We start from the raw sequence: 14,331 nt of genomic DNA, 5'->3' as shown, positions 1-14,331 counted from the left end.
GCCCTTGGTGACATCTGCAGCATGTTCTCACCCGAAGAATGCTGGAACTACTTCCACGCTGCAGGCTATGTGTCAGGTTAAAAGCGAAATGCTCTAAGACAGCCCTGTTCCAAAGATGGGGTTATGCGCCAGGGCCATGCGGTCCTGCGCGCGGATGCGGTCCAGCGGCCAGCGCACCGACACCATCGCCCCCGGCCCGCCATTGGCAAAGGTCAGCCGCGCGCCCGACCGTTCCAGCAGGGTCTTGGCGATGAACAGGCCCAGGCCCATCCCCTCATAGCTGCCGCGCTGCGCCTCGGCGCGCCGGGTCAGATAAGGGTCGCCGATCCGCGACAGCAGATGCGGCGGATAGCCCGGCCCGTCGTCGCGCACCGTCACGACCAGCGTACCCTGGGTGACCTGGGTCTCGATCACCACGCGGCTTTCGGCGAAATCGACCGCGTTCTGGATCAGGTTGCGCAGCGCGTGGATGATGGCCGGGTCGCGGTGGATCACCGGGCCTTCGGCATGGATCTCGATCAGGGGGCCGCGATCGGCATGGGGGCTGGCGGCGTCCTCCAGCACGGCGCGCAGGGGGGCCGCGCGCATGTGCAGGTCGTCCTTGCCCGCGCGCCCCATGCTGCGCAGGATCGCGGCGCATCGGTCGGCGCTGTCGCGCAAGGCAATGGCGTCGGCATGCAGGTCGGGGCGGTCGCGCAATTCGTCCGCCAGCTCTCCGGCGATCAGCTTGATGGTGGCCAGGGGGGTGCCCATCTCATGCGCGGCGGCCGCGACCACGCCCCCCAGATGCTGCAGCCGCTGTTCGCGCGACAGGGCCATCTGCGTCGCGAACAGCGCGCCCGATGTGTCGGACAACTCGGCCGTGACGCGGTGGGCATAGCCCGCAAAGAACACCACCCCGATGACCAGCGCGACCCAATGGCCCAGGGCCAGGATCGGCTCCATCCGCAGGATCTCTCCGTCGGGGGCGCGGAGCGGCACGCCGAACACCGCCGCGACCGAGATCAGCGCCACCGTCGCCAGCCCCAGGGCCAGCACCTGCCGCCCGTTCAGCGAGGCCGCGGCGATGGTCACCGGCGCCAGCACCAGCAGCGCGAAGGGATTGGCCATCCCCCCCGTCAGCGCCATCAGCGTCGAGATCTGCACAAGATCGAAGGACAGCTGCCGCACCGCACGTCGGGGCGAGGTCCGCTTGGGCGGGCGCAGGAACAACCATAAATTCATGGTGATCGAGGACGCGATCAGCAGGATGATCGGCGTCTTCAGAAAGCCGATGCCCATCATCCAGGCGACGATCACGGCGGCCATCTGCCCGCCAATCGCGAACCAGCGCAGCAGGACCAGCGTGCGCATGCGGATCGGTTCGGCCTTGGGCGTGTCCATCGGCCCGGCCATCGCGGCCAGATCGTCGGGGGCGTGGGATGTGGACATCGGCGGCCCCTGCTGCGACATTGCCCGACCTTGATACCCGCCCCGCCATGCGCGATCAATGCGGGCATTTGACACGCGAAGGAGCCCCCCATGACCGACCGGAAAATCCTGATGATCGGGACGGCCGCCGCCATCGGCATCCTGGCGGGTGGCGCGCTGTATCTGACGATGCGGCCGGGGGGCGACCCGTTCGCGCAATGCAGCAGCAGCGCGGTGGCGGGCGGCATGGGCGCCTTTGGCACCGAATTCACCCTGACGCGCGACGATGGCCAGCGGGTGACCGACGCGCAGGTGTTTGACAAGCCAACGCTGCTTTATTTCGGCTATACTTTCTGCCCCGATGTCTGCCCGCTGGACGCCGCCCGCAATGCCGATGCCGAGGCGCTGCTGGTCGAGGATGGCAAGGATGTGCAGACCGTTTTCATCACCGTCGATCCACGCCGCGACACGCCCGAGGTTCTGGCAGATTACACGGCGCTGTTTTCCGACCGGATGATCGGACTGACCGGCACCGATGAGGAGATTGCCGCCGTCAATCGCGGCTGGCGCAATTACTACAAGGCCCATGACGAGGAGGACCAGGAATATTATCTGGTCGATCACATGACCAATACCTATCTGGTGATGCCGGGTGGGCAGACGGTCGAATTCTTTTCGCGCGAAACGCCGTCCGAACAGATTGCCGAAACCGTCGCCTGTTATGTGGACGCCTCTGCCTAAGGCAGTTTGTCGCATGGGGTTTGATTTTCCGCGCGCGGCTGCACATTTGCACCAGATATAGCCAAAAGGGCACCAGATGGATCAGTTGAACGCACAAATCGGCCCGGACGCCTCGCTGCTGCTGGTCGATGACGACGAGATCTTCGTCACCCGTCTGGCGCGGGCCATGGAAAAGCGCGGGTTCCAGACCGAAACTTCGCTGACGGTGGCGGGCGCGATGCGCCTGATCGAAAAGCGGGCGCCAGCCTATGCCGTGGTCGATCTGCGGCTGGAGGACGGCAACGGGCTGGACGTGGTCGAGGCCCTGCGCGACAAGCGCGCCGATGCCCGCATTATCGTCCTGACCGGTTATGGCGCCATCGCCACGGCCGTCGCTGCGGTCAAGATGGGTGCCACCGATTATCTGGCGAAACCCGCCGATGCGAATGATGTGACCTCGGCATTGCTGTCCAGTGGAGAATTGCTGCCGCCGCCGCCGGAAAATCCGATGTCGGCCGATCGCGTCCGGTGGGAACATATTCAACGCGTTTATGAGCAATGCGAACGGAATGTCAGTGAAACGGCCCGCAGATTACATATGCACCGCCGCACGCTGCAGCGCATTCTTGCCAAACGCGGACCGCGTTGAATACCGATATATGTGTTGAATCCGGTTTCGATTATGTTATGGAATAAAGGAATGATATTCCCGATAACAAAAGCCGGAAAAACATGATTATTGATTTCGACAAGATGTCCCTCAAGGAAATGCGCGATATGCGGACCAAGCTGGATCGCGCCATAAACTCCTACGAGGATCGCAAGCGCCGCGAGGCCATGACCGCGATCGAGGAGGCCGCGCGCGAACACGGCTTCAACCTGGCCGAACTGACCGGGGCCAAACCGCGCAAGACTGGCACCGTCGCGCCGAAATATGCCAATCCGCAGGATCCGACGATGACCTGGACCGGACGCGGTCGCAAACCGCGGTGGGTGCAGGAAAGCCTGGACGGCGGCAAGACGCTGGAAGATCTGGCGATCTGACGTCTGCGCGGGATGTCCGGCCCCTGGGGTCGCGACATCCCGTATCCGGAACACTGACGTGCCCCGTCAGGCGGAGCCGTCGATCAGCCCCATCAGCATCGCAACACGCTCCAGATAGGCGGCGCGCGTTTGGGCCGGGGGCCGAAGTGTGATCGTCAGGTCGGGCAGCAGCTGCGCCTCGGGGACGGGGAACAGGCGCACGGCCTCCGAGGCGGCAAAGCCCGCGATGGTCACCGCCTCCAGCCGCGCCGAGACGCGGTCGGCGGCCTTGATCCGCCGCTTGATCGCCACAGGCAGCGTCGCGGGCAGGCCAAAGCGGCGGTGGATTGCCGAGGCCAGGCGCTCGTCCATCGCGCCATATTCCCGCCCAAGCGCCGCCTTGACCGGCGAGATCATGTCCCCGATCACATATTCCGGCGCGTCATGCAGCAGGGCCGCCAGCCGCCAGCGCGGCTCGCAGCCCGGATTCAGCCGGTCAAAGATCTGCTCGACCAACAGGGAATGCTCGGCCACCGAATAGGGCCAGTCCCCGTGCGTCTGGCCGTTCCAGCGCGCGACAAAGGCCAGCCCGTGGGCGATGTCCCCGATCTCGATATCGACCGGGGTCGGGTCCAGCAGGTCCAGCCTGCGGCCCGACAACATCCGCTGCCAGGCGCGCGGGGGTCGCTGTGGCATGGCGCCTTACGACAGCTTCTGGTCGGCGGGGACGGTCTGCGCGGCTTGGGCGCGGCGCGCCAATTCCTGGCGATACAGCGCCACGAAATCGACCGGGTCCATGTTGAAGGCGGGGAATCCGCCATCGCGCGTCATGTCCGAGATGATGCGCCGCACATAGGGGAACAGCATCCGCGGGCATTCGATCATCAGGAACGGGTGCAGCTGGTCCTGCGGCACGCCGTCGATCTGGAACACCCCGCCGTAATCCAGCTCGGCTAGGAACAGCGTCGCGCCATCGGCCTTGTTGGTCGAGGTGACGCGGTATTTCGTGATCACCTCGTACTGAGTCTCGGTGCCGCGCTTGCGGGCGTCCAGGCTGACCTGGACGGTGATCTCGGGCTGGACCTCGCCCTGGGGGGCGCCCTTCTGGGCTACGGCGTTCTCAAAGGACAGGTCGCGGATGAACTGTGCCAGGATCTGCATCCGCGGCTGCGGGGCTGCGGCTTGCGCGCCGTTCTGCGGGGTGTCTTCGGCCATGGTCCTACCTTTGTGATGCGGGTCTGGGCGGTGTTGTAGCAGGCCGCCCGCCGGCCCTCAATGCCGGGTCCAGCCCGATCCGCCGGTTCGCCGCAGAGGCTGATCGTCGCCCAGCTCGGGCGGCAGATCGACCGGCGCGCGGGGGTCGTCGGCCACGATATACTCTCCGTCGATCACGCCCTGATCATAGGGCGGGCGGTGCGGATCGCGACGCATGGTCGCAGCATGCATGCCCGCGCGCCCTGCAACCACGCGACGCGCGATCCGCCGCATCAGCAGCCGCCGCACCCCCGGAAGCAGCAGCAGCAGCCCAAGCGCGTCGGAAAAGAACCCCGGCACCAGCAGCAGCAGGCCCGCCGCGATGATCATCGCGCCATGCGCCATCGGCTGCGAGGGATCGCGCATCTCGCTCAGGCTGCGCTGGATTTCCCGGCCCGCCTGCGCGCCCTGGCTGCGCATCAGCGCGACGCCGGCCACCGCCGACAGCAGCACCAGCGCCAGCGTCGACCACAGGCCGATCAGGCCCCCGACCTGGATGAACAGCGCGATCTCGATGATCGGCACCACCAGAAGCATGGCGATCAGCCGCATGTGAATTCCCCTTCCTGCCGGCGCGAAAACTGGACTTGCGCCCGGGCACTCCCTACATAATGCACAGAACGCCCGATACCAACGACCCGTTTGACCCAGAGGTTGCCTGCATGTCCAACCCGCTTCTTCAGCTGATCGTCCTTGCCGGGATTGCGATCTTTCTGATCCTCCGGCTGAAAAACGTGCTGGGGACACGCGACGGATTCGAACCGCCGCAGGTGGACCAACCCGTGGCCACCCATCCCCGCTTCGAGGTCATCGACGGATCGGCCGAGGAGGTCGACCACGACATCCTGGACCATACCGAGGCCGGCAGCGCCGCAGCCACCGCCCTGGCCGCCATGAAACGCGCCGAGCCATCCTTTGGCCTGCGCGATTTCCTAGGCGGTGCGCGCCAGGCCTATGAGATGATCCTGATGGCCTTTGAACGGGGCGATCTGACCGAGGTGCGCCCCTTCCTGTCCGACCCCGTGGCCGAGGCGTTCCAGTCGGTGATCGACCAGCGCGTGGCCAACGGCCAGACGGTCGAGGCGACCTATCTGGGCACCCGCGACACCAGCCTGGCCGCCGCCGAATTCGACCCCGCGACCGGCATGGCCGAGATCTCGATCCGCTTCGTTGGAGAGTTGATCGCCGCGACCCGCGATGCCGACGGCACCGTGATCGAGGGCGACCCCAAGGCCTCGCGCAAGCAGAAGGACACTTGGACCTTCGCCCGCCCGATGGGTCAGGACGACCCGAACTGGCAGCTTGTCGCGACCAGCTGATGCCACGGCGCCGGGGCCTGACGCCCGAAGACCGGGACCTGTGGTCCCGCGTCGCCCGCACCGCAGAACCGCTGGACCCAAAGCGCAAGGGACAGGCCGCCGATCTGGCGGCCTTTGCCGATTCGCGCCCCGCGCCATCGCCCCCTGCGCCCGCCCCGGCCCCCACCACCCTGCCGCATTTCCGCATCGGTCAGACCGCAGCGCCCGCGCATCCGGCGGTCGCCCGCCCCTCGACCATGGCCGAGCGTCTGGCGCAGGGCAGCCTACGCATGGATGCCCGCACCCACCGCAAGATGAGCCAGGGCAAGCTGCGCCCCGAGGCACGGCTGGACCTGCACGGCCTGACCCTGGCCGCGGCCCAGCCAGAGCTGCTGCATTTCATCCTGTCCTGCCACGCATCGGGCCTGCGGCTGGTGCTGGTGATCACGGGCAAGGGGCGGGGCGATCACGGCCCCCTGCCCACGCGTCCCGGCGCGCTGCGCCATCAGGTGCCCTATTGGCTGCACAGCCCGCCCTTGGCGGCGGTGGTTCAGCAGGTGACGGCGGCGCATTACCGCCATGGCGGCGACGGCGCCTATTACGTCTATCTGCGGCGCCCCGCCGGATAAAAAAACGCGCCCCGATGGGACGCGTTCGTGATGCCGATCAGGCGGTGCCTACAGGCGGACGTTCGACTTGGGTCCTGCGAAATACCAGATGATCAGACCCAGGATCGGCAGAATCACGATCAGCAGAATCCAGAGGATCTTGGCCTTGGTGCTGACATTGGTGTTGATGATCTGCGCGATGGCCCAGACATCCAATACAAAGATAATAACGCTGAAAAGCCAACCCATGTGATCCGTCCCCTGTGGTGTTCAGCCAGCAAACACCCCTGCCCGGCCGGAGGTTCCCGCCCTACAGCACATAGCGCGACAGATCGGTCGACCGCGACAGATCGCCCAGGTGGCGTTCCACGAAATCGGCATCCACGCTGACCGATTGGCCGCTGCGGTCGGGCGCGGTAAAGGACAGCTCCTCGAACACCCGCTCGATCACGGTGTACAGCCGCCGCGCGCCGATATTCTCGACCGAGGCGTTGACCTCGGCCGCGATCCGCGCCAGCGCCGCGATGCCGTTTTCGGTGAAATCGACGGTAACGCCCTCGGTCAGCATCAGCGCGGTGTACTGGCGCGTCAGGGCGTTGTCGGTCTCGGTCAGGATGCGGATGAAGTCCTCCTCGGTCAGGGCGCGCAGCTCGACCCGGATCGGCAGACGACCCTGCAGTTCGGGCAGCAGGTCCGACGGTTTCGCCACATGGAACGCGCCCGAGGCGATGAACAGGATGTGGTCCGTCTTGACCGCGCCGTATTTGGTGCTGACCGTCGTGCCCTCGATCAGCGGCAGCAGGTCGCGCTGCACGCCCTCGCGGCTGACATCGCCGCCACGGGCCTCGGCGCGCGCACAGACCTTGTCGATCTCGTCGATGAAGACGATGCCGTTCTGCTGCACGGCCTCCAGCGCGGTGGCCTTGACCGCGTCGTCATCCAGCAGCTTGTCCGCCTCCTCGGCGATCAGCAGCTCATAGCTTTCCGACACGGTGACCTTGCGGCGCACCTTGCGGCCGCCGAATGCCTTCATCAGCCCCGACAGATCCATCATACCGCCCAGGGGCTGGCCCGGCTGGCCGGGCATTTCCATCCCGCCAAGCGGGTTCGAGTTGTCCTGAACCTCCAGCTCGATCACCGTGTCGTCCAGCTCTCCGCGCTTCAGCTTGTCGCGGAACATCTGACGGGTGCCGTCGCGGGCATCCTTGCCGGCCAGCGCCTCGACGACGCGCTCCTCGGCGGCCTTGTGGGCGCGGGCCTTGACGGCCTCGCGCATCCGCTCGCGCGTGTCGATCATCGCGGCGTCGGCCAGATCGCGGATGATCTGCTCGACGTCGCGACCGACATAGCCCACCTCGGTGAACTTGGTCGCCTCGACCTTAATGAAGGGCGCGTTGGCCAGCTTGGCCAGACGGCGGCTGATCTCGGTCTTGCCGACGCCGGTGGGGCCGATCATCAGGATGTTCTTGGGATAGACCTCATCGCGCAGATCGTCGCCCAGCTGCTTGCGGCGCCAACGGTTGCGCAGGGCCACGGCCACGGCGCGCTTGGCGTCGTTCTGGCCGATGATGAACCGGTCCAGCTCGGACACGATCTCGCGGGGGGTCAGGTCACTCATAGGCTTGTCTCCCATCGAAGGCCCGGCGCAGCGCACCGCTCGCCCTTCTTCTTCACAAAAATATCCTCAGGGGTCATCCAGAGGTTCGCCACCGGTTTAAGAACCGCTGGCTGACGGGGGCAGAATGCCCCCGGCTTTGCTATCCGATGGTCTCGACCGTCAGACGCCCGTTCGTATAGACACAGATGTCAGCCGCGATCGCCATCGCCTTGCGGGCGATCGCCTCGGCATCCAGATCGCTTTCCAGCAACCCACGCGCCGCGGCCAGCGCGAAATTCCCTCCCGACCCGATGGCCGCCACGTCATGCTCAGGCTCCAGCACGTCGCCCGCGCCCGTCACGACCAGCAGGTCCAAACCGTCGGTCACGATCAGCATCGCCTCCAGATTGCGCAGATACTTGTCCATGCGCCAATCCTTGGCCAGATCCACGCAGGCGCGTTGCAACTGGCCGGGTGCGGCCTCCAGCTTCTTCTCCAGCCGCTCCAGCAGGGTAAAGGCGTCGGCGGTCGATCCGGCAAAGCCCACGACCACGTCGCGCCCGCCGGGGGTCAGGCGGCGCACCTTGCGGGCGCTGCCCTTCATCACGGTCTGGCCGACGCTGACCTGTCCATCGCCGGCCACGACCACCTTGCCGCCCCGGCGCACCGCCAGGATCGTGGTGCCGTGCCAGCCGGGAAACCTGTCATCCGCCATTGCGCGCTCCTTCACTGTTGTTGCCCGGCAGATATGGACGCCCTGCCCGGCTTGCAACCCGTTGAAAACCGCCCCGCCCGCCCCTAGCGTCGCGCCATGAGCGATCTGCTGCTGACCGTCTATCTGCATCCGCCCATCCTGCACACCGCACGGGCGGGCAAGCTGGGCATCCTGAACCGCATGCGGTCGCTGCTGGAGCCGCGCGGATGGCGCATCGACATCCGCCATTCAGGCATCCATCCGCGGGCCGAGGCCCCTGACCGCCCAGGATACGCCCTGTTCAACATGGAGCGTCCGACCCATGACCGCGCCCTGACCTTTCGCCTGGCCTATCACTATCCCTATTGGCGGTTGGAGCGTCTGGCCGAACGCTGGCGCTGGCCCATCGCGCAGACCCCCTTCGACCCCGCCCGGATCGAAGGCGACGCCGCGCAGACCTTTGCCCGCCGCCTTCGCGCCCGCGTGCTGCCGGGGCCAGAGCCGGTGCGCGGCGATCACATCCTGATCCCGCTGCAGGGCCATATCCGCCGCCAGCGCAGCTTTCAGTCGGCCAGCCCGGTGCAGATGATCCGCGCCGCCGCCCGCACCGGTCGGCCCTGCATCGCCACCCTGCACCCCAGGGAGGTCTATGACGATACAGACCGCACGGCCCTGGACCGCCTGGCCCGCGACCATCCGAACCTGACCATCGGCGGTGACACCGCGGCACGGCTGCGCGATTGCGCCTTTGTCGTGACACAGAACAGCGGCGTGGGCTTTGACGGGCTGATCCTGGGCAAGCCGGTCGTGCTGTTCGGCCTGTCCGATTACCACCATGTCACGCTGGATGCCGGGCGGCTTGGGGCGGAACGCGCGCTGGCGCTGGCCCCCGACCATGCGCCACCCACCGCGAAATTCCTGTACTGGTTCCTGCGCCGCACCAGCCTGGACATGATGGCCCCCGATGCCGATGCGCGCCTGCTGGCGGCCATGAAAAAAGGCGGCTGGCCCGTCTGAGGGGCCGCCGCCTTTCCTGTCATCGCAAAGGGATCAGACGGATTCGTCGATCCAGCTTTTCAGTGCGGCCTTGGGGGCGGCGCCCATGCGGTTCGACACGACCTCTCCGCCCTTGAACATGAACAGCGCGGGGATACCGCGCACGCCCAGGGCGGCGGCCTGTTCGGGGTTCTCGTCCACGTTGATCTTCACGATCTTGACGCGGCCGGCATATTCGTCGGACAGCTCTTCCAGGGCGGGGCCGATCTGCTTGCAGGGGCCGCACCATTCGGCCCAGAAATCGACGATCACGGGGGTGTCGGCCTGACGCACTTCGGCGTCGAATTCAGCGTCGTTCACATGCACGGTGGCCATGGTCTGGCTCCTTCGGGGGGATGGGCCGGCGGGACCGGCAGGGCGGGTTATGCTCAACAGGTATGGGCCGCAGGGGGTCTGGTCAAGGGGCCGGGGCCTGCCGGATCAGCCCCGCCATCACCCGGTCCAGCAGCGGATCGGGCAGATCGGTCAGGCTGCGCGTGGCCGTCCACAGCACCGCCATGCGGATCGGACGGTCCGGCCAGATGCCCCGCAGCGCGGCGCGATAGGCCGCCATCTGGCGCAGGATGCCCTCCGGCACGGCCTCAGCCGTGGCGGGCACGTCGGCATTGGTCTTGTAATCGACCGCCGTGATCAGCGCGTCGGTGACCACCAGCCGGTCGATCACCCCGTTCAGCACCCCCAGCCCCGCGATGGGCGCGGTCAGCGCCACCTCGGACAGGATCTGCGCATCCGCGCCGGGTTCCAGCACCTGGGTCAGGGCAGGGGCCGACAGGACCGCGCGGGCCTCGTCCAGCAGATCGGCCATGTCGGGCGCGTCGGGCAGGCCGCCTTCGGCCCCCGACAGGATCGCGCGGGCGATGCCCGGCCAGTCGGCGGCGGGATGGGCGGGCAGATGCTCCAGCAGCAGGTGCAGGCGCGTGCCGCGCAGCATGGCGGCGTCGCGGTCGCCCTCGGACGCGGCGGCCAGCACCTTGGCGCCGCCCAAGCCGCTGGCGGTGACGGGGGCCGTGAAATCCGGCGCAGGCGGGGGCAGGCGCAGCGCCCAATCGGGCGCGGCGACCGGCGCCGCCGCGACCGGGGCAGGGCGGTCGGCCTGTGCAGGCCAGTCGCCCCAGGACAGGCGCAGCCCGGTGCCGATACCCTCGATTTCCAGATTGTGGCGGGTCAGGGCGGCGCGGCCCGCGCCCTCGGCGACCATGGCGTGCCAGCTGTCCAGACCCGCGCCCGTCTCTCCGGCCGCCGCCACGATCAGCCAGCTTTCCGCCCGCGTCATCGCGACATACAGCAGACGCCGCCGCTCCTCCTCCTGCCGCTGCTGCCAGTCGGCCACGGCCATCGCGACCGCGTCGCAGCGTTCGGGCGCGGCGCCGCGCCAGACCGGCATGTCGTCCAGGCGCACCAGAGGCTGGCGGTTGTTGGGGCGGCGCATCTGCGTTTCGGGCAGGATCACGATGGGGCTTTCCAACCCCTTGGAGCCATGCACCGTCATCACCCGGATCAGCCCGCCCGCACCGCCGGGCAGCTGGCGTTTGACCTCGACCTCGTCCTGGGCCAGCCAGACCAGAAAGCCGGTCAGGGACGGGGTCTCCACCTGCTCATAGGCCAGGGCCTGGGACATCAGCTCGTCGATGCCGTCCACCGCCTCGGGGCCAAGCCGGGCCAGCAGGGCGGCGCGACCCCCGTGGCGGGTCAGCAGCCGCGCGATCAGGTCGTGCGGGCGCAGGTAATCGGCATTGTCGGCCAGATCGGACAGCACCTCATAGGCCGGGCGATGCGCCGATTCGCGCAGCCGCGTCCACAGGTATTCCCGCCGCCCCCGCCCGGCGGCCAGGCGGTACAGATCATCCTCGGACAACCCGAACAGCGGCGACCGCAGGGCGGCGGCCAGCGACAGATCATCCTCGGGCGTGGCCAGGACCGACAGGGTGGCGATGATGTCGCGCACAGCCAGCTCTCCGGCCAGGCGCAGGCGGTCGGCCCCCGCGACCGGCAGGCCCGCCGATTTCAGCTCCGCGATCAGCGCTGCGAACAGCGCGCCGCGCCGCTGCACCAGAATCTGAATGTCGCCCGCATGGACCGGGCGCGGCTGGCCCGATTTCGCATCCAGAATGGGCGTGCCCAAAATCGCGCGGATCTGGGTCGCGACATGGCGCGCCAGCTGCGTGTCGGCGTCGTTTTCGGACGGCGCATCGACCGGGCGGGTCCAGTCCTCGGGGTCGGTCTTGTCGGGTTTGGGCAGGGCGGGCCAGATGTCGACGCGGCCGGGCAGGGCGGCCTTGAAGGCCACGTGGCGGGGCGGATCGCCCAGGCCCTGCGCGGCCTCGCCCTGAAACACCGCATCGACCAGCGCCAGCACCGCCGGCGACGACCGAAAGCTGTGGGCCAGCCCGCGCTGCTGCATGGGCGCCTGCGCGGCATCGAAATCGGCAGCGAAGCGGTCGCGCATCGCCTCGAACACGGTGATGTCGGCGCCTTGGAACGAATAGATCGACTGTTTCGGATCGCCCACCACGAACAGCGTGCGGGGCCGGTCATGCGCGCCCGCGCCGCTGGTGAATTCGTCGGTCAGGCGGCGGATCACCCGCCACTGGCCGGGGCTGGTATCCTGCGCCTCATCGACCAGGATATGGTCGATGCCGCCGTCCAGCCGCCACAGCACCCATTGCGCCATGCTGGATTCCTCCAGCAGTTCGGCGGTGCGGCCGATCAGGTCGTCGAAATCCAGCCACCCCTGCGCCGCCTTGGCCGCGTTCATGCGCGCCGCAAAGGCATGCCCGAACCGGTGCAGCGCCAGCGTGCGTTCCGCTGCGGCCAGGGCCAGCGCCTGCGGGCGGGCCAGCTCCACCCGCTCCATCAGGGCGTCCAGATCGTCCATGAAGGGGGCGCAGGGGCCGGTGCGCAGGTCCTTGGTCGGCAGGGCGCCGATCTTGGCGCCGAAGGGCACCTTGGCGGTGCCGCCGAACAGAAGACAGCCGAACAGGCGGGACAGATCGTCCATGCCAGGATCGCGCCAGCGGACCTGCGCCAGCGCCTCGGCCAGCTTGGCATCGGTGGATTTGCCCGCGCGCAGCACCGGGATCAGCGCATCGGCCAGATCGGCATCGGTGCCGGTAAAGACCTGCGCCAGCAGCGCGTCCTGGGTCAGGCCCGGGGCCACGTCCAGCGCCGCCCAGATCGCCGCCGGGTCGGGAGCGTTCGCATAATCGGCCAGCGACAGCCCGGCCAGGAACCCGTCCAGATCGTCGCCGCCCTGCAGGCGGGTCAGATCGGCGATGGCGGGGTGGGATTCCTCGGCCATCTCCTCGATGATCTCGGCGCGCATGGCCCGGGCACTGCGGTCGTCCAGCTCTGCAAACCCCATCGGCACCCCGGCCTCCAGCGGAAAGCGGCGCAGAACGGCGGCGCAAAAGCTGTGGATCGTCTGGACCTTGAGGCCGCCCGGCGTCTCGATCGCGCGGGCGAACAGGCGGCGCGCGGCGGGCAGGTCGGGGTCGCCCCCCTCGCCCAGCTGCGCCAGTTCGGACCGCAGGTCGGGTTCCGACAGCATCGCCCACCGCCCCAGACGGGCCAGCAGGCGGTTCTGCATCTCGGTCGCGGCGGCCTTGGTATAGGTCAGGCACAGGATGCGCTCGGGGGGCGTCCCCGCCAGCAGCAGCCGCGCCACCCGGTCGGTCAGCACGCGGGTCTTGCCCGACCCCGCATTGGCCGTCAGCCAGGTCGAGCGCAGCGGGTCCGCCGCCAGCGTCTGGTTCAGCGTCGCCTCATCCATGATCGCCGACCTTTCGCGGGACCGCCACATCGGTCAGCGCCCATTCGCCGTAGCGCGCCAGATGGTCGTAATCGCCCGCATAGGACGTGCTTTGCGGGGCGCGCATGGCGGTGAACCCGGCCTCTCCGTCGACATAGGACTGCAGCAGGCGGATGAACCCGTCCCAGGTCTCTCCCTCGATCTGGTCGCTGTGCTCTCGCAGATGGGTCCGGCCCTCTCCGCCCAGTTGGATATAGCGCAAGCCCGCGACATCGACGGGGCCAAGCGCGTCGAACCCGCCGCGGCGCGCCATCGCGGCCTCCAGCATCAGCTGCTTGTCGAAATGGCGCAGCTGGGCGTCGGTAGGGGGCGTGCCGGATTTGTAGTCATAGACCACGACCCGGTTGTCGGTCAGCAAGTCGATCCGGTCAGGTTTGGCGGTCAGGGTGACGCCCATGCCGGGAATGGCGACCCGGCCGCGATTCTCGACCACCATCGGCGTGCCTTCGGCCAGGCGGGCCAGCTCATCGGTGACGATGCGGTCGGCGATCCGGGCGATGCGCGCCTGCCAAAAGGCGCGGGCGGCGGGCCAGGGCACCTCATCGGCCAGCACCTGATCGGTCAGCGCCAGGAACCGCGCCTTGAGGACCTCGGGCGGGGTGTCGGGGGTGGGGCGGCTGTTCAGCAGCGCCTCGACGATGGCGTGCAGCGTCTGGCCGCGCAGCGAGGCGTCGGGCTGCGGTCGCAGGGGCAGCAGCGGGCGCAGGCCCAGCACGCGTTTCGCATAGACCGCATAGGGGTCGCGGATCAGCAGCGACACATCCGTCACCGGCAGGTCCGGAAACAGCGGCGCAGGCGGAATGGGCGAGGGGCGCCGCGCGGGCGCGACCGGCGCGGGCGGGCGGGCCACGGCCTCGGCCAGG

At 68.1% G+C, this 14,331-nt stretch carries 16 protein-coding genes; 6 read left to right on the top strand and 10 right to left on the bottom strand.

What is annotated here, in order from left to right; genetic code table 11:
- Positions 1–93 precede the first annotated feature (93 nt).
- Positions 94–1,431, bottom strand: coding sequence for an ActS/PrrB/RegB family redox-sensitive histidine kinase (locus ABS73_RS11890; protein WP_277023217.1), 1,338 nt, complete (start codon positions 1,429–1,431; stop codon positions 94–96).
- Positions 1,432–1,521: 90 nt separating this feature from the next.
- Between ABS73_RS11890 and ABS73_RS11885 the strand changes: the two genes are divergently transcribed.
- The 3 genes from ABS73_RS11885 to ABS73_RS11875 all read left to right on the top strand — a co-directional run bounded on the left by ABS73_RS11885 (position 1,522) and on the right by ABS73_RS11875 (position 3,174).
- Positions 1,522–2,151, top strand: a complete 630-nt coding sequence (locus ABS73_RS11885; protein WP_277023219.1) for an SCO family protein — start codon at positions 1,522–1,524, stop codon at positions 2,149–2,151.
- A gap of 76 nt (positions 2,152–2,227) precedes the next feature.
- Entirely contained in the window at positions 2,228–2,779 is a 552-nt protein-coding gene (locus tag ABS73_RS11880) for an ActR/PrrA/RegA family redox response regulator transcription factor (RefSeq protein ID WP_277023220.1), read from the top strand.
- Between the two features lie 83 nt (positions 2,780–2,862).
- Positions 2,863–3,174, top strand: coding sequence for an H-NS histone family protein (locus tag ABS73_RS11875; RefSeq protein WP_277023221.1), 312 nt, complete (start codon positions 2,863–2,865; stop codon positions 3,172–3,174).
- A gap of 66 nt (positions 3,175–3,240) precedes the next feature.
- Here the strand turns inward: ABS73_RS11875 and ABS73_RS11870 are convergent, their stop codons facing one another.
- Genes ABS73_RS11870 through ABS73_RS11860 form a run of 3 tightly spaced genes read right to left on the bottom strand, consistent with a single transcriptional unit; the run spans position 3,241 to position 4,959 of the window.
- The gene (locus tag ABS73_RS11870) at positions 3,241–3,849 is read right to left on the bottom strand and encodes an HD domain-containing protein (RefSeq protein WP_277023222.1); all 609 of its coding nucleotides are present in this window, start codon (positions 3,847–3,849) and stop codon (positions 3,241–3,243) included.
- Positions 3,850–3,855: 6 nt separating this feature from the next.
- Entirely contained in the window at positions 3,856–4,368 is a 513-nt protein-coding gene (gene secB, locus ABS73_RS11865; protein WP_136856100.1) for a protein-export chaperone SecB, read from the bottom strand.
- Positions 4,369–4,425: 57 nt separating this feature from the next.
- Positions 4,426–4,959, bottom strand: coding sequence for an FxsA family protein (locus ABS73_RS11860; RefSeq protein WP_277023223.1), 534 nt, complete (start codon positions 4,957–4,959; stop codon positions 4,426–4,428).
- A 110-nt stretch (positions 4,960–5,069) separates the two neighbouring features.
- Between ABS73_RS11860 and ABS73_RS11855 the strand changes: the two genes are divergently transcribed.
- Positions 5,070–5,726 (top strand): Tim44/TimA family putative adaptor protein, encoded by a 657-nt coding sequence (locus tag ABS73_RS11855; protein ID WP_277023224.1) that lies wholly within the window; start codon positions 5,070–5,072, stop codon positions 5,724–5,726.
- Positions 5,726–6,334 (top strand): Smr/MutS family protein, encoded by a 609-nt coding sequence (locus ABS73_RS11850; RefSeq protein ID WP_277023226.1) that lies wholly within the window; start codon positions 5,726–5,728, stop codon positions 6,332–6,334. The genes ABS73_RS11855 and ABS73_RS11850 overlap by 1 nt, the downstream gene beginning before the upstream one ends.
- 48 nt (positions 6,335–6,382) lie before the next feature.
- Here ABS73_RS11850 and ABS73_RS11845 read toward each other — a convergent pair whose 3' ends face one another.
- The 3 genes from ABS73_RS11845 to hslV form a co-directional block, all read right to left on the bottom strand.
- A complete protein-coding gene (locus ABS73_RS11845) occupies positions 6,383–6,562 on the bottom strand; it encodes a PLDc N-terminal domain-containing protein (protein WP_277023228.1) in 180 nt (59 codons plus the stop codon).
- Between the two features lie 61 nt (positions 6,563–6,623).
- A complete protein-coding gene (hslU, locus tag ABS73_RS11840; protein WP_136856095.1) occupies positions 6,624–7,931 on the bottom strand; it encodes an ATP-dependent protease ATPase subunit HslU in 1,308 nt (435 codons plus the stop codon).
- Between the two features lie 139 nt (positions 7,932–8,070).
- Positions 8,071–8,625 carry an ATP-dependent protease subunit HslV gene (gene hslV / locus ABS73_RS11835; RefSeq protein WP_277023230.1) on the bottom strand — a complete coding sequence of 185 codons (555 nt, stop codon included), beginning with the start codon at positions 8,623–8,625 and terminating at the stop codon, positions 8,071–8,073.
- Between the two features lie 96 nt (positions 8,626–8,721).
- On the opposite strand from hslV, the gene ABS73_RS11830 reads away from it, so the two are divergent.
- Entirely contained in the window at positions 8,722–9,621 is a 900-nt protein-coding gene (locus tag ABS73_RS11830; protein WP_277023231.1) for a hypothetical protein, read from the top strand.
- A gap of 33 nt (positions 9,622–9,654) precedes the next feature.
- On the opposite strand, the gene trxA is transcribed toward ABS73_RS11830, so the two are convergent.
- The 3 genes from trxA to ABS73_RS11815 all read right to left on the bottom strand — a co-directional run.
- Positions 9,655–9,975 carry a thioredoxin gene (gene trxA, locus ABS73_RS11825; protein WP_136856092.1) on the bottom strand — a complete coding sequence of 107 codons (321 nt, stop codon included), beginning with the start codon at positions 9,973–9,975 and terminating at the stop codon, positions 9,655–9,657.
- Positions 9,976–10,057: 82 nt separating this feature from the next.
- Entirely contained in the window at positions 10,058–13,429 is a 3,372-nt protein-coding gene (gene addA / locus ABS73_RS11820; protein ID WP_277023234.1) for a double-strand break repair helicase AddA, read from the bottom strand.
- Positions 13,422–14,331 (bottom strand): PD-(D/E)XK nuclease family protein (locus tag ABS73_RS11815; RefSeq protein WP_286693464.1); only part of this gene is annotated, 910 nt, incomplete at its 5' end. The genes addA and ABS73_RS11815, both read right to left, overlap by 8 nt.

It is taken from the genome of Paracoccus sp. SCN 68-21 (assembly GCF_001724535.1).
Classification (GTDB): domain Bacteria; phylum Pseudomonadota; class Alphaproteobacteria; order Rhodobacterales; family Rhodobacteraceae; genus Paracoccus; species Paracoccus hibiscisoli.
Note: the sequence above shows the minus strand (reverse complement) of the source record. Positions and strands in the feature narration are given on the sequence as shown.